The 16,040-nt window shown below is 72.2% G+C and carries 16 protein-coding genes and 2 pseudogenes; 12 read left to right on the top strand and 6 right to left on the bottom strand.

Going from position 1 to position 16,040, the window contains the following annotated elements:
• Positions 1–61: 61 nt before the first annotated feature.
• A pseudogene (locus PZB77_RS00190) lies at positions 62–190 on the top strand (IS5/IS1182 family transposase); the annotation flags it as partial.
• A 173-nt stretch (positions 191–363) separates the two neighbouring features.
• Here PZB77_RS00190 and PZB77_RS00195 read toward each other — a convergent pair.
• The 4 genes and pseudogenes from PZB77_RS00195 to PZB77_RS00210 all read right to left on the bottom strand — a co-directional run bounded on the left by PZB77_RS00195 (position 364) and on the right by PZB77_RS00210 (position 4,958).
• On the bottom strand, positions 364–1,230 hold the full coding sequence (locus PZB77_RS00195; protein WP_275490452.1) for a DUF3592 domain-containing protein: 867 nt from the start codon (positions 1,228–1,230) through the stop codon (positions 364–366).
• 234 nt (positions 1,231–1,464) lie between these two features.
• Positions 1,465–2,574 carry a hypothetical protein gene (locus tag PZB77_RS00200; protein WP_275490453.1) on the bottom strand — a complete coding sequence of 370 codons (1,110 nt, stop codon included), beginning with the start codon at positions 2,572–2,574 and terminating at the stop codon, positions 1,465–1,467.
• A gap of 364 nt (positions 2,575–2,938) precedes the next feature.
• A pseudogene (locus PZB77_RS00205) lies at positions 2,939–3,385 on the bottom strand (transposase family protein); the annotation flags it as partial.
• Positions 3,386–3,710: 325 nt separating this feature from the next.
• Complete coding sequence (locus tag PZB77_RS00210; RefSeq protein ID WP_275490454.1) at positions 3,711–4,958, bottom strand: MFS transporter; 1,248 nt, start codon at positions 4,956–4,958, stop codon at positions 3,711–3,713.
• Positions 4,959–5,041: 83 nt separating this feature from the next.
• Here PZB77_RS00210 and PZB77_RS00215 point away from each other — a divergent pair, with 83 nt between their 5' ends.
• Positions 5,042–5,500 (top strand): helix-turn-helix domain-containing protein, encoded by a 459-nt coding sequence (locus PZB77_RS00215; RefSeq protein WP_275490455.1) that lies wholly within the window; start codon positions 5,042–5,044, stop codon positions 5,498–5,500.
• A 166-nt stretch (positions 5,501–5,666) separates the two neighbouring features.
• On the opposite strand, the gene PZB77_RS00220 is transcribed toward PZB77_RS00215, so the two are convergent.
• Complete coding sequence (locus PZB77_RS00220; RefSeq protein WP_275490456.1) at positions 5,667–6,545, bottom strand: helix-turn-helix transcriptional regulator; 879 nt, start codon at positions 6,543–6,545, stop codon at positions 5,667–5,669.
• Positions 6,546–6,758: 213 nt separating this feature from the next.
• On the opposite strand from PZB77_RS00220, the gene PZB77_RS00225 reads away from it, so the two are divergent.
• The 4 genes from PZB77_RS00225 to PZB77_RS00240 all read left to right on the top strand — a co-directional run bounded on the left by PZB77_RS00225 (position 6,759) and on the right by PZB77_RS00240 (position 10,064).
• Positions 6,759–7,775: a zinc-dependent alcohol dehydrogenase family protein gene (locus PZB77_RS00225; RefSeq protein ID WP_275490457.1), complete on the top strand. Its 1,017-nt coding sequence runs from the start codon at positions 6,759–6,761 to the stop codon at positions 7,773–7,775.
• A 26-nt stretch (positions 7,776–7,801) separates the two neighbouring features.
• Positions 7,802–8,212, top strand: coding sequence for a cupin domain-containing protein (locus PZB77_RS00230; RefSeq protein WP_275490458.1), 411 nt, complete (start codon positions 7,802–7,804; stop codon positions 8,210–8,212).
• Between the two features lie 366 nt (positions 8,213–8,578).
• A complete protein-coding gene (locus PZB77_RS00235; protein WP_275490459.1) occupies positions 8,579–9,238 on the top strand; it encodes an SDR family oxidoreductase in 660 nt (219 codons plus the stop codon).
• A gap of 58 nt (positions 9,239–9,296) precedes the next feature.
• Positions 9,297–10,064, top strand: a complete 768-nt coding sequence (locus PZB77_RS00240) for a glucose 1-dehydrogenase (RefSeq protein ID WP_275490460.1) — start codon at positions 9,297–9,299, stop codon at positions 10,062–10,064.
• Positions 10,065–10,229: 165 nt separating this feature from the next.
• On the opposite strand, the gene PZB77_RS00245 is transcribed toward PZB77_RS00240, so the two are convergent.
• The gene (locus tag PZB77_RS00245) at positions 10,230–11,009 is read right to left on the bottom strand and encodes an IclR family transcriptional regulator (RefSeq protein WP_275490461.1); all 780 of its coding nucleotides are present in this window, start codon (positions 11,007–11,009) and stop codon (positions 10,230–10,232) included.
• Between the two features lie 110 nt (positions 11,010–11,119).
• Here PZB77_RS00245 and PZB77_RS00250 point away from each other — a divergent pair, with 110 nt between their 5' ends.
• The 6 genes from PZB77_RS00250 (at position 11,120) to PZB77_RS00275 (ending at position 16,040) form a co-directional block, all read left to right on the top strand.
• A complete protein-coding gene (locus tag PZB77_RS00250) occupies positions 11,120–11,323 on the top strand; it encodes a putative leader peptide (RefSeq protein WP_275490462.1) in 204 nt (67 codons plus the stop codon).
• Positions 11,324–11,472: 149 nt separating this feature from the next.
• Complete coding sequence (locus PZB77_RS00255) at positions 11,473–12,477, top strand: ABC transporter substrate-binding protein (protein WP_275490463.1); 1,005 nt, start codon at positions 11,473–11,475, stop codon at positions 12,475–12,477.
• Positions 12,478–12,496: 19 nt separating this feature from the next.
• On the top strand, positions 12,497–13,519 hold the full coding sequence (locus PZB77_RS00260; protein WP_275490464.1) for an NrtA/SsuA/CpmA family ABC transporter substrate-binding protein: 1,023 nt from the start codon (positions 12,497–12,499) through the stop codon (positions 13,517–13,519).
• Positions 13,516–14,400, top strand: a complete 885-nt coding sequence (locus PZB77_RS00265) for an ABC transporter permease (protein WP_275490465.1) — start codon at positions 13,516–13,518, stop codon at positions 14,398–14,400. The genes PZB77_RS00260 and PZB77_RS00265 overlap by 4 nt, the downstream gene beginning before the upstream one ends.
• Positions 14,397–15,152 carry an ABC transporter ATP-binding protein gene (locus PZB77_RS00270; protein ID WP_275490466.1) on the top strand — a complete coding sequence of 252 codons (756 nt, stop codon included), beginning with the start codon at positions 14,397–14,399 and terminating at the stop codon, positions 15,150–15,152. Before PZB77_RS00265 ends, PZB77_RS00270 begins: the two co-directional genes overlap by 4 nt.
• Positions 15,153–16,040 (top strand): ABC transporter substrate-binding protein, encoded by an 888-nt coding sequence (locus PZB77_RS00275; protein ID WP_275490467.1) that lies wholly within the window; start codon positions 15,153–15,155, stop codon positions 16,038–16,040. It begins immediately after the preceding gene.

The following is a 16,040-nucleotide window of genomic DNA, read 5'->3' on the forward strand; positions in this document are numbered from 1 at the left end:
TGCCCGAGGTTGTGCCACAGATGCCGGCGGCCGGCCGGTCACTCCCCCGTCGTGCCGCACAGCCGACGCACCCGTCGAACGACGCGTGGCGCGGCTGAGGTCCTGGCGGCTCTTCCCCAGATCCCGCATCGGCCCCGACCGCATGAGCGTCATCACCGAAGCCGTCCTCGCCCTGGAGAGGCACCGCTGAAAACGCTCGTTCGGGCCTGATGGACGTCGCCCAGGAATCGCAGGACATCACCGAGAACGATGTTGCCGCACCGTCGAGTCTTCATCCGGGCATGCGCGAACACATCGATTCGGCGGCGGCTGTCACCTGACGTCGTGCCGGTCGCGGGGCCGGCTCGTCAGGGCCGGTGGGCGTCAGCCCGCGATCAAGATCCCTCCCGCCACGGCCGCGCCGACCCCCAAGAGAAGGGCCCCGGCAGCGAACGCGATCTCAGCGACGTGGGAGCGGTGTTCGGCAGCGAGGTCTGTGGTGAAGACGACCGGGTTGTCGGGGCGGTAATGGATCGTGAGGTCCCGGCCGCGCGAGCGGGCGGGATCGCTCAGCCCTACGGTGCGGTAGGCGGTGACGGCGGTGCCGTCGTGGGTGGTGAAGGCGACGACCGGGGTGTGGCTGGTGGCGGTTTCGCCGTCCGCTTCGACGGTGACGTCCTTCAGTACGGCGATGACGCGGCCCGGGACCGGGCCGCCGGAGGCGAGGCCCTCGATGCGTAGGCGTGAGTCGCGTACGGCCCCGGGCAGGTAGGTCGCGCCCAGCAGCGTCCAGGGCACGCCGAAGCCGATGAGGGCCCACGGCCAGCCCCAGTCGATCGAGGCGACGACGACCAGCCCGACGTAGATGAGGAAGACCGCGAAGTTGGGCCGGCCGAGGCCGCTCCGTCCGGCGTCCGGGTCGGTGGTGAAGCGGTAGGCGTGCGGGCGGCCGGGAGGGTAGCGGATGCCGATCTCCCGGCCCGTCCAGGCCGTGCTGATTCGGTCGCCGCACTCGCCGTCGTTGGTGACGGTGAACTCCTGCCCCGTGGCGGGATCGCGGAAGGTGACGACCACGGCGATCCCCTCGCGTCCCGAGCTCCCGTGCCGGGGCTCCGTGACCCGTTCGATCCGGCCCATGACGCGGACCGCCCGCTGGCCGCGGGTCACCCCGGCCAGCGACCGTCCGTATCCGACGAGCGCGACGGCGCCGAGGATGACGCACCACAACGCCAGATATCCGTGCCGGCCCATACGTGCTCCCTTCCCTGAGGGCTGTCCCGCAATTCGTGGTGGATCAGTGCGCGGCGTCAGATGCGGTGCATCGCAAGGCGGAGGGGCGCCCGCATACTGGATGTATGTGGACGTTCCGACAACGCGGCGAGGTGCCGTAGCTGTCGTCGCGCACCCGCCAGGAATTGCGGGACAGCCCTTAGCCTGCCCCGCCCGGCTCACCCGTTCCGTCCGGGCGCCCGTTCCGTCCGTCTGTCAGCGCGCCGGGACGCGCCGCACGATCTCGCCGTGGCCGTCCGCCTCCAACGAGGCGGCGCCGTCGGCGCCGGCCACCCCGACTCTGAGGGTGAGGACGCCGGACAGGCTCTCGGCGGTGAGCTGCCAGGTCTGCGGGGAGCGGACGCCGAGAGTGGCTCCGGCCTCCCGGACGAGGGCGGGGATACGCGGGTAGGGCAGCGCGTCCAGGTCGAAGCCGGGTACCTGCGAGCCCGCCGCGGTGAAGACGACGGTGAGCAGGTGGTCCTGCACGACGACGGTGAGGGCCTGGCGCTTTCTGCCGTCGCCCTTGGTGAGCGAATCGACCGCCACACGCAGTCGGCCCTCGTCAAACAGGGACTGTCCGGGGCCGAGGGCGACGGTGCCGGACGCGGCCGAGACGATCGTGGTGGACGAGGTGCCGGGGTCGGCGGGCGCAGCGGCCGAGGGGGGCCGGTCGGCAGGGTCTTCCGTGCCGAAGAGGTCGGCCCGGAAGACGAAGACCACGCCGGCCGCGCCGAGCAGCAGGGCGAGGAGGGTGAGGTAGCCGCCGACGGTGCTGTCCGGGGGCCGCTCGTCGGTCAGGGCGGGGCCGGGCGCTGAATCGATGCGGGCCGCGGTCGCGCGGTCCTCCCATTCCGGTGTGGGGCGCTTCACCAGCTTCACCGCCCACGGCTGGTGCGGTGGGTACTGGACGACGACGATGCCGCCTGGTTCGTAGTCGGGCAGGTCGACGAGATTGACGGACTGGGTGGACTCGACGCGGTACGCCGGTCCGCCGTCCGGGGCGACGGTGAGGTCCAAGCGGACGGGCACGTCGCTGGTCTCCCCGCCGGTGGCGCGCAGGCTCTCGATCTTGGCGAGCGTGGTACGGGGGACGATGGCCGCCTCGCGTGCGCGCTCGGGCGCCCCAGCGGCGAGGACCAGCAGTCCGTAGGCGAGGGGGACGGCCAAGCCGCCGGCCAGCAGGGGAACGCGTTCGAGGACAGTGCCGACGACGAGTGCGGCGAGCGAGCTCCCGATCACCGCGCCCGTGAGGATCCCGCGGGCGAGGTCGAGGGGGGTGCGGCGGGTCGGCGGTGCGCTCGGAGGGGCCGGCGTGATCGTCATACCGAGATTGTGGTGGCCCGGGCTGCGGCCCGGTAGGCGTCCGGGCGCCTTTCTCTCCCCCCAACGGCGTTTCTGGGGAGGGATGTTGGCACCTCCCAGGCATCACAGGCAGGTGGCCGATCACGATGACCGTTCCGGGTACCGGGAAACCGTGACTGCTCGGCCACGCCGGTGAGCGCGTCCCCGGGCCGGCCCCGGGTCGGCACCCCGCGGCCGCGCGACACCCCGATCGACGAGTTGATCGAAACGATCATCGCCCCTTCAGGGCGGTACGCCCCGCAGGCTCTGATCGCCCTGACGTTTATGTCAGCTGATCGGACATCCCGAGCACGTACGCACCCTCCGGGCGAGCGTCCTCGCCTCCGACGGGGACTCCCTGGCGTTCGCAGATCCGGATGATTCTGCGGGTGGGGGCCGAGGTCGGGTCTGGCACCTGTCGGGCAAGGCGGGAGAGATCCACACGACCTCGCCGACCGGGTCGGTCACGACCTGCACGTTCACGCCGTGGCGGCGGTGGTCGGAGGAGCAGTCGGCCCGGCCCTCGCCCGCTCGGTCGCGGTCGGCGAGCGTCCCGTCGGGCAGTACGTACTCCGGACCGGTCTCGCGCAGGACCTTCAGCGGGGCCGGCGCCCGGTCGGCCTGAAGGTCGATGACCGCACCGGTGCGGGCGTGAGCGGTGCCGGCCGATATGCCGAAGGCCGCTGCGAGTTGGGCCAGGGTGTCGCGTTTGCGCAGGTCCACCGGAGCGACCGGCGTGCCTGCGCGGCGGGAGCTCGCAGCGGCGGTCGGGCTCGCGGGTGACGATGAGCATGGTGACCCACTCGACCGGCGCATGAGGCAGGTCGAGTGCGGCCCGATAGGGAACCGGCGAGGCACCTGCGCTGAAGAGTCGAGAGGTCGGGCATCTCCCTCGGCGGCGCGGGCGCCTCGTGCGTGGCGACCCCCGTCGCCGTCACTCGATCGGTGGCCACTCTGAAAACGCTCGATGAACCGTCAGGTGGGTGAGTCGCCGCCCGGTCGTACACGAACACCCCTCGCGTGGGAGGGCCTTCACGGGGTGGCGCCGCCGACGGAGGCCACCGCATGCCGGTGGCGCGCCCCGGGACGGAGGCGCGCCACGCCGGCGGTGGAACGGGTCAGTGGGTGGAGGCCGCGCGCCCGGCCCGCTCCACGGCTTTCCCGTCCCCGACGGGGGTGGCGTCCGTGCCCTCGCCGGACGGGGTCGCGCCGTCGACGGAAAGCCGTCGGTTGACCGCCCAGACGACCAGCGCGCACGCGGCGAGGCCGGCCCCGAGGAAGCTGGACCCCGCCCAGCCGTGGGCGGCGAAGAGCGCGGTGGTGGAGGCCGCGCCAAGGGCGGAACCGAGCGAGTAGAAGACCATGTAGCCGCCGATGACGCCACTGACGCGCTCGGGGTGGGCGGTGGTGAGGAGATGCTGGTTGCTCACGTGCACGGCCTGGACGGCGAAGTCCAGCAGCACGATCCCGACGAGCGGGATCCACAGGGTCCACGTCAATTGCCCGATCGCCGCCCAGGAGAGGATGAGCAGGCCCAGCGCGAGACCGGTGACGGGCATCGCCCGCCCCGCATCCGCCCATCGTCCCGCACGTGCCGCGCCCAGGGCGCCCGCGAGGCCGACGAAGCCGAAGAGGCCGGTCTGCCCCTCGCTCAGGTGCCAGGGCGCGTCCGACAGCGGCAGGGACAACCCGCTCCACAGCGTCCCGAAGGACGCGAAGAGGAAGAAGGCGATGAGCCCCCGGGACAGGAAGAGCCGTTGCCGGAAGAGCCCGCCGATCGAGGTCACGGCGCGTACGTATCCCGTGGGGCGGCCGGACCGTTCCTCCGTCGGCAGGACGGCGAGGACGAGGGCCGCGAGTCCCAGGGACAGCACCGCGAGGACGACGTAGACGCTGCGCCAGCCCCACAGCTCGGTGAGCGCGCCGGTGACGGCCCGCGCGCCCAGAATGCCGACGACCACGCCCGAGGTCACCACCCCGATGTCGCGTCCGCGTTCTCCGGGCGACGACACCGACGCGGCGTAGGCCACCGTGGTCTGTACCACCACCGCGAACATCCCGGCCGCGGCGAGTCCGGCGAACGCCACCCAGGAGGCCGTCGCCGACGCCGTCAGGACCATGCCGGCCGCCGTGACGGCCAGGTGTACGGCGATCAGCCGGCGCCGGTCCGCCACGTCCCCGAGGGGCACCAGCAGCACGAGGCCCACCAGGTATCCGAACTGGCCGGTGGAGACGATCCAGCCGGTGAGCCCGGGCGCCACTCCGAGGTCGTGGCCCATCGGGTCCAGGACCGTCTGCGCGGCGTAGATGCTCGCCACGGCGACCCCACACACCATCGCGAGCAGCAAGCGCCGCCACGCAGTCATCACAGACCCCATTCAGTAGCAAATTGCAACCTATTCGACAGTACGGCATGATGGTTTCAATCCGCAACTCAATGGGAGGTGTCATGCCAGGCAGCACCGCGTGCTCCCCCGGGCCCCAGTGGACCGATCCCGACTGCCCCGTCGCCCGCACCCTGGACCTGGTCGGGGACAAGTGGAGCCTGCTGGTCGTCCGCGACGCGATGGACGGCGCGCGCTCGTTCACCGAGTTCCAGCGGCGCACCGGGATCGCGCGCAACATCCTCAGCGACCGTCTTCGCAAGCTGGTCGCGCACGGGCTCCTCGCCCGGACCACCGCGGCGTCGGGCCGACGCCAGGAGTACGTCCTGACCGAGGCCGGCCACGATCTCTTCCCCGCCGTCCTCACGCTCCGGCAGTGGGGGGAACGGCACGCCTTCGCGCCGGGCGAAGCGCACTCCATCCTCGTCGACCGGCACGGCGCACCCGTGCCGGAGGTCGTACCGACCGACGCGGACGGCGGGATCGTCGGCGTGGACAGTTCCCGGGTACGGAAGGCCGGATGACCGGCCGCCGCGCCCCGTCCGGCGGAACGGGGCCGGGCAGGGCGCGGCGGCGTCTGTGGTCCGTCCCGCCGACGACAGACCTCGGAGCGCCGGCCGCGGACAGGCCCTCACCACGTTTTCCGCGCGGCGCCCCCGGTCAGCCGGCGCGCTGTGCGGAGTCGTGATGTCAGTCGCCGAAGTGAGGTGTGAAGGGCTGGGACGTGGCTGCCCAGGAGGCGAGGAGGCCTAGGCCCTCTTCGGAGGATGAGCCGGGTTCGGCGGTGTAGATGGTGAGCGTGAGACCCGGGGCGGCGGCCATCTCCAGGCCCTCGTAGGCGAGGGTGAGGTCGCCTGCGGTGCGGTGGTGGAAACGCTTGGTGCCGGTGCCGTGGTGGCGGACGTTGTGGGCACCCCAGCGGGTGCGGAAGTCGTCGCTGCGGGTGGACAGCTCACCGACGAGGTCGTGCAGGCCCTTGTCGTGGGGGCTGCGGCCGGCTTCGGTGCGCAAGATGGCCACGGCCATGTCAGCGGCCTGCTCCCAGTCGGGGTGGAAACGGCGCGAGGCGGGATCGAGGAACTGGAAGCGGGCCAGGTTCGCCTGGTTGCCGGCCGAGGCGTAGACGTCGGCGTAGAAGGCGCGGGCGAGCTCATTGGTAGCGAGCAGGTCCATGCGGCCGTTGCGCACGAAGGCGGGACCGGCGGTGACGGCGTCCAGGACCCACTGCAGGCTCCGGTGCGCCTTCCACTGCGCGGTGCGGCGCCGGGGGCGGATGAGGGCGTCGGAGCCGTCGGCGGCGTGAGCGAGGTTCAGCAGGTGAGCGCGCTCGGCGTCGTCGAGCTGGAGCGCACGGGCGACGGCTTCGAGGACGGCCGGGGAGACGCCGGCGAGGCTGCCGCGCTCCAGCTTGGCGTAGTACTCCACGCTCACGTCGGCGAGCGCGGCGACCTCGCTGCGGCGCAGGCCCGGTACCCGTCGGCGGCTCCCGGGGGGCAGGCCGGCCTGCTCGGGGGTGATCTTGGCTCGCCGCGAGGTCAGGAACTCGCGGACTTCTGCTTGGTTGTCCACTCCTTCGACGGTACGTGCCGCCTGCGCCCCTGGGGATGTACTGGCGGTACACCCCTTGATGGTGTCTCGCTCCCCGCGGAAAGAGCGGGTTACCTGGATGACGTGGTGCTTTTCGCCCGGTCACCACGACGGGATCGTGCACCTGTCCCTGCATTCGGCGACGACCCCGGCATCCGGGACCGCCCGCCCCGGCACGCGAAAGGAAGCTCATCCATGCGCGGCGCAGTCATCCACGCCCCCGGTGACGTCCGCTTCGAGTCTCTGGACGACCCGAAGCTGCTTCACCCCACCGACGCGATCATCCGCACGGCCGTCACCTGCGTGTGCGGCTCTGACCTGTGGCCCTACCGCGGCGCCGAGCCGATCGGCGACCCGCACCCGATGGGCCACGAGTACGTCGGCTTCGTCGAGGAGGTCGGCTCCGAGGTCACCGCGGTGAAGCCGGGGCAGTTCGTCGTCGGCTCGTTCGCCACGTCCGACAACACCTGTGCGAACTGCACGAACGGTTTCCAGTCGCACTGCTCGCACCGCGAGTTCATGTCGACCTGCCAGGCCGAGTACGTGCGTATCCCCCACGCCCAGGGCACCCTGGTGGCCACCGGCGAGGTGCCCGGCGAGGAGCTGTGGCCCGGTCTGCTGGCCGTCTCCGATGTGATGGGCACCGGCTGGTGGGCCGCGGACGCCGCCGAGGTGGGGCCCGGCTCGACCGCCGTGGTCGTCGGCGACGGCGCGGTGGGCCTGTGCGGGGTGATCGCGGCGAAGGAGAGGGGCGCGGAGCGGATCATCGCCATGTCGCGGCACGAGTCGCGGCAGAAGCTCGCCCGGGAGTTCGGCGCCACCGACATCGTCACCGAGCGCGGCGACGAGGGCGTGGAGAAGATCAAGGAGCTGACCGGCGGGATCGGCGCCGACAGCGTCCTGGAGTGCGTCGGCACGGCCCAGGCCATGAGCCAGGCGCTGCGCTCCGCCCGTCCCGGCGGCAATGTCGGCTTCGTCGGTGTCCCCCACGAGGTCGCCGTCGACGGGCAGGAGCTGTTCTTCTCCCACGTCGGCCTGCGCGGCGGCCCCGCCCCCGTACGCCGCTACCTGCCCGACCTCATCGACCGCGTCCTGGCCCGCCGGATCGACCCGGGCAGGGTCTTCGACCTCACCCTGCCCCTGGAGCGGGTCGCCGAGGGCTACAGGGCGATGGACGAGCGCCGCGCCGTCAAGACCCTCCTCACGCCCTGATCCTCCCGACCGCACAAGGAGCAACCGTGCAGATCACCCGCAGCTCGCTCGACACCGTCAAGGGTCCGGCCGACTGGTTCACCGGTGACGTCTACATCGACCCGGTCGCCGCGGCCCCTGCCCCTTCCCGCGTCACCGCCTCCCTGGTGCACTTCATGCCCGGCGCCCGCACCCACTGGCACCGCCATCCGCTCGGGCAGAGCGTCTTCGTCACCGAAGGCGTCGGCCTGTGCCAGCGCCGCGGCGGCCCGGTGGAGGTCATCCGGCCCGGTGACCGCGTCCTGTTCGAGGCCGACGAGGAGCACTGGCACGGCGCCGCCCCGAACCGGCTGATGGTCCACGTGGCCATCAACGAGGGCGACGGGGACCACGCCGTCGTGCACTGGCTGGACCCGGTGACCGACGAGGAGTACACCGCCGCCCCGGCCACCGGCTGACACGGCGGTCCGCCCGGCCCCCGCCTCCGCACCGCCGTCACTCGAGAGGCTCACCGTGACCACGTTCGCTCCCGTCGGCGCGGGCCCTGGACGGGGGCCGGCCGCCCGCCGGTCCGGTGCCGTCGGCCACCACGTCGCTCTCCTGTCCCGCAACGCCGATCACCTCGACGCCCTGGCGGGCGAACTCGACGGTGAGGGCATCCGGGCGCGCGGCTTCAGCTCGGCCGGGCGACCAGCGTCACCGTCGAAGCCGCCCCCTGACCCGTGCCGCCTCCCCGCCGATACCGGCGCGCCGGTGCCCCCGGCGGCACCGACCCGCCTTGGGGTCCCCCGTCTGCGACCCGCCTTCCCGAAGGGAGAACAGACGTGCGCGTCACCTACGGCTTCCACGGCAAGGCCGCCTTCGTCACCGGCGCCGGCGGGGGCATCGGAGGGGCCACCGCCCTCGCTTTCGCCCGCGCAGGCGCACGGGTCGCCCTCGCCGACCTGTCCCGTGGCGGCCTGCACGAAACCGCCCGCCTCATCGAGGCAGACGGCGGCGAAACCCTCGCCCTCACCTGCGACGTCACCAGCGAGAACGACGTCCGAGCCGCAGTCGACCAGACTGTCGAGCGCTTCGGAACCCTGGATGCCGCCTTCAACAACGCCGGCGTCGAGCAGCCCGTCCAGTCGGCCGCCGACACCACGAGGAACGACGGGGACCGCGTCCTCGGCGTCAGCCTCACCGGAGCGTTCCTGTGCACCCGCGCCCAGATCCGCCAGATGCTGAAGCAGGACGGCGGCGGCGCGATCGTCAACGTCTCCTCCGGCGCCGGGGTCAAAAGCCCCGGGATCATCGACACCGAGATGATCCGCCGCTTCGGCGACACCCGCCCCGGGGGCCGCGAAGGACTTGTCGCCGACGAACCCGTCGGCCGCCTCGGCACGCCCGAGGAGATCGCCTCCGCCGTGCTCTGGCTGTGCTGCGCCGACGCCGCCTTCACCACCGGCACCGCCCTCGTCGTCGACGGCGGCCAGACCACCTGAACCCTCCGGCATCCCCGTCCGAAACCCCCGCCGAAACCCTGTCCGAGGAGACATCTCCATGAACCCCGTCTATGACTTCACCGGCCAGGTCGCCTTCGTCACCGGCGCCTCCTCCGGCATGGGCCTGGCCACCGCCCGCGCCTTCGCCGAAGCCGGCGCTGCCGTCGGCCTCGCCGACATCGACGAGACGGCTGTCGAGGCCGCGGTGAAGGAACTCACCGACGCCGGGCACCGGGCCCTCGCCCTGGTCTGCGACGTCACTGACGAGGACCAGGTCGCCGCCGCCGTCGACCGCACCGTGGAGACCTTCGGCCGCCTCGACATGGCCTACAACAACGCCGGGATCATGCCCCCGCCCACCGACGCCGCCGACGAGAGCGCCGAACAGTTCGACCGCGTCCAGAACGTCAACCTGCGCGGCATCTGGGCGGCCATGAAGCACGAACTGCGCCACATGCGCGGCCAGGGCAGCGGCGCCATCGTCAACTGCTCTTCCCTCGGCGGTCTCGTCGGCAACCCCGGCCGCGCCGCCTACCACGCCACCAAGCACGGCGTGATCGGCCTGACCAAGAGCGCCGCCCTCGAATACGGCTCCCGCGGCGTCCGCATCAACGCCGTCTGCCCCGGCACCATCGCCACCCCCATGGTCGACGCCATGGTCGAAGGCGGCGAACTCGACCGCACCCAGGCCGAAGCCGGCCAGGCCATCAACCGTCTCGGGACCGCCGACGAGATCGCCCAGGCCGTCCTGTGGCTCTCCAGCCCTGGCGCCGGCTACGTCACCGGCATCGCCCTGCCCGTCGACGGCGGCTATACCGCTCGGTAACAGCCCACTCGTGCCGGCCGGACGAGTGCTGCACCAGTCCCGAGACGTCCGGCAAACCATCGCGGTCGTCGCGCGCCGCCGACTGGTGACGATCGCAGGCGGCGACGGGATCGAACGTCCGGGTGAGGGCCCGGCTCCCCCACCGAACCGGTTCCGGGGGAAGACTCAGGGGCCGGGTGGCCGCCGCTCCCCCGGTGACAGCAGGAGCACCTCCAGAGCCCGTGCGCAGGAACGCGCCTGGGCCAGGAATCCGTCGGTGCGGGCCTCGGTGATGACGGACGGCGTGCCCCGTACCGCCAGGGCGAAACGGGCGTGCCCGGCGCCGTCCAGCACCGGCACCGCCAGTGTCCGTACCCCGTGGGCCGACTCGCCGTCGTTGACGGCGTAGCCGGCGGACCGCACCCGTGCCAGCTCCGCGTCCAGGGCCGCCGGTTCGACGATCGTGCGGTCGGTGAACGCGGGCAACAGGGGCAACGAGGAGGGCCCGCCCTCGCCGGGCGTCGCCCAGGCCAGCAGCACCTTCCCCAGTGCGGTGGAGTGCAGCGGCCGCCGCAGTCCCACCTTGGGGGTCACCGAACCGCCCGCGACGATCACCGCGTACGGTCCGCTGCGCAGGGCGAGGTCGGCGGTGGCGCCCGTGCGGTCGGCGAGATCGGCCAGCTCGGGGGCCGCCAGATGCAGGCCGCGCTGATGGTAGGAGAGCCGGCCCAGTTCGGTCACGGCGGGCCCGAGCCGGTAGCGGGACGTCCGGGCGTCCTGCTCCAGGAACTCGGCGCCGAGCAGGGTGCGGGCAAGCCGGTGGGCCGTGGAGACGGACAGGCTCAGGCGGCGGGCGAGGTCGGAGGCGCTCAGGTCGGGGCCGTTGTCGTGGAAACAGTGCAGGACGTCCAGTGCGCGCTGTACCGCCTGGGCCCCGCCGGGAGCGCGTGCTGCGGCGTCGGTCATGTGGGTTCACTCCCGCTGTCGGATGCGGACTTCGATGTTTCCACACTGTGGGAGGCCCCCTCGGTCACAAGTGCCTGGTGAAACAGTGCGTTCATACGTGATCCCACATCATGGGAAGCGAGTTGTGGGCGGGCACGGCTCCGTGGCAGGCTGCCGCCGTCATCACCGACGAGCTGAACCGACGAGCTGAGGGGAGCAGTGCCATGGCCGGCCGCCGAACCGCGACTCCCGCCCACGCCGCTCCGGTCCCGCTCGCCCTCACGCTGCGCCGTCACATCGACCTGGCCCGCGTGTCCAGCGCCGCCTGTCGCTGACCCTCTGCGCAGTTCCCCTCCCCGCTCCTTTTCGCACCCGGCGCGTCGGTCCGACGCGCCGCGGGCCCCTTCCGTACGAGCTGCCCGGACCGGGACGTACGTGCCGCGCCGCCGGCTCCCCCTGCTTCGTCGATCCCCGGAAAGACCTCATGACGCCTGCCGTCCTGCCCCGGACCCTCTGGTTCACCCGCTGTCCCGTACCCACCGCCACCGGCATCGCCGCCGACCGGCAGTGGTTCACCGACGAGTTCGCCGCTGACGGCATCTCCGTGCGTTCCCTGCAGGACGCCTCCCCCGAGGCCGACCGCGCCGCGCACTACACCCACGCCCTACCCGGCCTTTTCAGAGAAGGCGGCAACGTCCCCGCCCTGTGGGCCCGTTCGCGGGGCGAACGCACCCGGCTGATCGGACTCACCTGGATCGAGGAACGGCAGGCCATCCTGGTCGCACCCGGCTCCGGCATCCGGGGCGCCGGCCTCCTGCGCGGGCTGCGGCTCGCCCTGCCCCAGCACGACATCGCCATCGATTTCTGGCGTGCCATGGCCCTGCGCGGCTTCGAGGGGGCGCTCGCCTCCGCCGGACTCGCGCTCGAGGACACCTCGCTCGTGGACGTGGCCGCCGACGGGCACCGGGGCCAGTGGGCGGCCGAACTCGCCGCGCTGCGGCGCGGTGACGTCGACGCCGTGTACGTGAAGGGCGCGCTCGCCGTCGAGGCGGCCCGCCGTGCCGGTGCCGAAGTAGCCGTCGACCTCGACGGACTGCCCGACCGCCGCTTCCGCGTCAACAACGGCACGCCGCGCCCCATCACCGTCCATCAGCAACTCCTCGACGACCACCCCGGCCTCGTCGACCGTTTCCTCGCCGTCTTGCTGAGAGCAGCCGACTGGGCCGCCGGACAGCCCGACGAGGTCGCCCGCATCCTCGGCGCCGAGACCGGGGCGGGGGCCGACGGAGTCGCCGGTGCCTACCGGCCCGGCACCCATCTGACCCTCCACCCCGACCTGTCCGCCGAACGTCTCGGCCTGCTCGCCGCACAGGAAGCCGGGCTGCGTGCCCATGGCTTCCTGCCCGAGCCCGTCGACGTGGCGGCCTGGGCCGACCCCGGGCCGCTGCGCCGCGCAGCCGCACTGGGCCACCGAACCTCCGCCCCCTGAGTCCAGAGGAACCTTCATCGTGAACCTCCCCCGGCCACTGCGTACGACAGCCGTTCCGGCACTCCTCACCGTCTCCGCGCTCGTCGCTCTCACCGCCTGCGGTGCCTCCGAGGCCGACGACGCGGCGAAGGGCTCCGGCAGCAAGGCCACCGTGACCGTCCGCATCCCCGACCCCGGCAACTCCGGCGTGCTCGCCCTCGGCAAGAAAGACGGCAGCCTCGACAAGGCCCTGTCGAAGGCGGGCGCCAAGGTCGAATGGACCGGCAGCGCCGGCCCGTTCGCCCCGGCCGCCCAGGCGATGAACGCGGACCAGCTGGACATCGCCACCGGATCCATCACCTCCGGCATCACCTCGCTCGCCCAACGCCCCGGCTTCAAGTTCTTCACCGCCGTCGACCCGGACGCCGCGGGAGAGGGCATCCTCGTCCGGAACGGCTCGGACATCACCTCGGTGGCCGACCTGGCCGGAAAGAAAGTGGCCGTGAACCAGGGCGGCACGGGTGAGTACCTGCTGCTCAAGGCTCTCGCCAAGGCCGGCATCCCGGCGGACGAGGTCACCAGGGTCTATCTGCGGCCGGACCAGACCGCGGCGGTCTTCAACGCCGGCAAGGTCGATGCCTGGGCCGTCTGGGCCACCTACGCCGTCGCGGAGATCGGCAGCGGCAAGGCGCACTTCGTCGCCGACGGTGCGGCGCTCGGCTCCGACAACTACAGCCTCAATGCCGTACGGACAGAGTTCGCCGAGCAGCACCCGAAGGTCTTGAAGGCCCTCTACCAGTACCTCCACGAGGCCAGCGCCAAGGAGAAGCGGAACCCGGCCGCCTACCTCAACGTCTTCACGGACGCCGGCCCGACCGCCGTGACGGGGAAGGCCAAGGAGGTCCAGACGCGGTTCCTGGCACAGGGCGGCACCATCGACCCCATCGGCCCTGAGGACATCGAGCGCTTCAGGGCCGTCGCCGCGTTCTACGCCGAGCAGAAGGTCACCAGGACCCAGGTCGATGTCGCCCCCCACCTGCTCGACGTCGGGGAGCTGAAGTGAGCGACACCGCCGCCGCTTCCCCCGGACTCGTCCGCCGGGAAGCCGACTCCGGCGAGCCCGCGGCCCCGCACACCGGCCTCGTCCGGCCGCGCCCCCAGCTCCGCAGAGCCCGCGGTCGGGGCTACGCGCTCGCCGTCCGCACCGTCGGCCCGGTCCTGCTGCTGGCCCTGTGGTGGGTGGCGTCCGCCACCGGACTCCTCACGCCCGACGTGCTGGCATCGCCCGGCGCAGTGGTCCGGGCCGTCGGTGAGCTGTGGGGCAACGGGCAGCTGCCCGACGCCCTCACCATCTCGCTCACCCGCTCCGGACTCGGCCTTCTGATCGGACTGGCCGCCGGACTGACCCTCGGCATCACCACCGGGTTCACCCGCCTCGGCGACGAACTCCTCGACTCCTCGCTCCAGACCCTGCGCACCATCCCCTTCCTCTCGCTGGTACCACTGTTCATGGTCTGGTTCGGGATCAACGAGACGGCGAAGGTCCTCCTCATCGCCGTCGCCACCACCTTCCCGATGTACGTGTCCACATCGAGCGGAGTCCGCAACACCGACCCGAAACTCATCGAGGCCATGCGGAGCTTCGGCCTGGGACGGCTCGCCCTCGTACGCGAAGTCGTGCTGCCCGGCGCCCTGCCGTCCCTGCTCGCCGGGCTGCGCCTGTCGATGACGCTCAGCGTCATCGCGCTGATCGCAGCCGAGGAGATCAACGCCACCGCCGGCATCGGCTATCTGATGTCCCAGGCGCAGAGCTACGCCCGCACCGACGTCCTGGCAGTCTGCATCCTCGTCTACGGACTCCTCGGACTGACCGCCGACATCGTCGTCCGGCTGCTGGAACGCCTGCTGATGCCGTGGCGCACTCCTCAGGGAGCCACCCGATGACCGATTCGACATCCGCTCCCGCCGTACGGGTACGAGGGCTGCGCCGCGTCTTCGGCACCAGGGCTGTGCTGGACGATCTCCGACTCGACATCGCCCGGGGAGAGTTCGTCGCACTGCTCGGGGCCAGCGGCAGCGGGAAGACGACTTTGCTGCGGATCCTCGGAGCCCTCGACGCCGCCGACGAGGGAGAGGTACTCGTTCCCGAGGCGCGCACCATCGTCTTCCAGGAACCCCGCCTCGTCCCGTCGAAGAAGGTTCTCGCCAACGTGACGGTCGGGCTGCCGCGCAGCCGCTCCGCGGACGGGCTCGGAGCGCTGGCCGAAGTCGGCCTGGAACGCCACGCCGGGGCCTGGCCGACCACCCTCTCCGGCGGAGAGGCCCAGCGCGTCGCACTTGCCCGCGCCCTGGTCCGTCAACCCGAACTCCTGCTGCTGGACGAGCCGTTCGCCGCGCTCGACGCACTGACCCGGCTGAAGATGCAGGCGCTCGTCGGTGAGCTGTGCCTCAGGCACCGGCCCGCCGTCCTCCTGGTCACCCACGACGTCGACGAGGCCGTACGGCTGGCCGACCGGGTCGCGGTCCTGCGTGACGGCCGGCTCGTCACCGACGAGAAGGTCGGGATCGGCCGGCCACGCGACCCCGGCGATCCCGCCTTCGCGGCCCTGCGCCGACGCCTTCTCGCCGACCTCGGCGTCGAGGCCCCCGCACCTTCCCTTCCTTCCCCCGCCCGAACCGAAGCCGGAGTGACCTGAATGACCATCACCATCGGTGTCCACAGCAGCAACCCGTCCCTCTACTACCTGTACCACCTCTCCCGGCTCGGCTTCGCCCAGCAGGAGTTGGACCCGCTGGGCGAGAGCGTCGTCTTCCACCCGTACACCAACGGCGTACGCACCGGAGAGCTCCTGACCCAGGGCGTCATCGACTTCGGCGGTACCGGGTCCACCCCGCCCGTCACCGCGCAGGCCACCGGGCACGACATCGTCTACACGGCCGTCTCCGCACCACGCCCCGGACACGGCGCGCTCCTCGTCGCCGAGGACAGCCCCATGCGGACCGTCGCCGACCTCAAGGGCTCGACCGTCCACCTGGCGATCGGCTCCTGGCAGACCCATCTGATCGCCAAGGCCCTGGACGACGCCGGGCTGTCCTACGCCGACGACATCACCGCCGTCCGCAGCGACGCCGGCAGCGAGCACCTGCTGCGCACCGGCGAGATCGCCGCCTGGATCGCCCAGGGGGCCGAGCTGGCCGCCGCGCGGCGCACCGGCGGGGTACGGACCCTGGTCCGTACCGGCGACGTCATCAGCGACCGTTCCGTCTTCTTCACCCGCCGCGACCTCGCCGAATCCCGGCCCGAAGCGATCGAGGCCCTGACCCGGGCGCTGAAGCGCGCCGACGAGTGGGCGGCGGCCCACCCCCGGCAGGCGGCCGGGATCGCGGCCGCCGACCTCGGCGGATCGGCGGACGACTGGGAGACCGCGCTTGCCTCCCTGCCCTGGGCGATCGAGCCCGTCACCGACGCGTTCATCGCCGAGCAGCAGGAGGCCGCCGACATCTTCCACCGGACCGGATTCATCGACCGCCCGATCACCGTGGCCCACGCCCGTGCCCGTGCCGCGGTCGGCAAGGCGGTATGA

The organism is Streptomyces sp. AM 2-1-1, assembly GCF_029167645.1.
Lineage (GTDB): Bacteria > Actinomycetota > Actinomycetes > Streptomycetales > Streptomycetaceae > Streptomyces.

Bases quoted from the DNA above. Each gene is read 5' to 3' on its own strand.
- PZB77_RS00195 (WP_275490452.1), bottom strand. From the start codon at position 1,230: ATGGGCCGGCACGGATATCTGGCGTTGTGGTGCGTCATCCTCGGCGCC.
- PZB77_RS00200 (WP_275490453.1), bottom strand. From the start codon at position 2,574: ATGACGATCACGCCGGCCCCTCCGAGCGCACCGCCGACCCGCCGCACC.
- PZB77_RS00210 (WP_275490454.1), bottom strand. From the start codon at position 4,958: ATGACTGCGTGGCGGCGCTTGCTGCTCGCGATGGTGTGTGGGGTCGCC.
- PZB77_RS00215 (WP_275490455.1), top strand. From the start codon at position 5,042: ATGCCAGGCAGCACCGCGTGCTCCCCCGGGCCCCAGTGGACCGATCCC.
- PZB77_RS00225 (WP_275490457.1), top strand. From the start codon at position 6,759: ATGCGCGGCGCAGTCATCCACGCCCCCGGTGACGTCCGCTTCGAGTCT.
- PZB77_RS00240 (WP_275490460.1), top strand. From the start codon at position 9,297: ATGAACCCCGTCTATGACTTCACCGGCCAGGTCGCCTTCGTCACCGGC.
- PZB77_RS00245 (WP_275490461.1), bottom strand. From the start codon at position 11,009: ATGACCGACGCCGCAGCACGCGCTCCCGGCGGGGCCCAGGCGGTACAG.
- PZB77_RS00250 (WP_275490462.1), top strand. From the start codon at position 11,120: ATGGGAAGCGAGTTGTGGGCGGGCACGGCTCCGTGGCAGGCTGCCGCC.
- PZB77_RS00255 (WP_275490463.1), top strand. From the start codon at position 11,473: ATGACGCCTGCCGTCCTGCCCCGGACCCTCTGGTTCACCCGCTGTCCC.
- PZB77_RS00270 (WP_275490466.1), top strand. From the start codon at position 14,397: ATGACCGATTCGACATCCGCTCCCGCCGTACGGGTACGAGGGCTGCGC.
- PZB77_RS00275 (WP_275490467.1), top strand. From the start codon at position 15,153: ATGACCATCACCATCGGTGTCCACAGCAGCAACCCGTCCCTCTACTAC.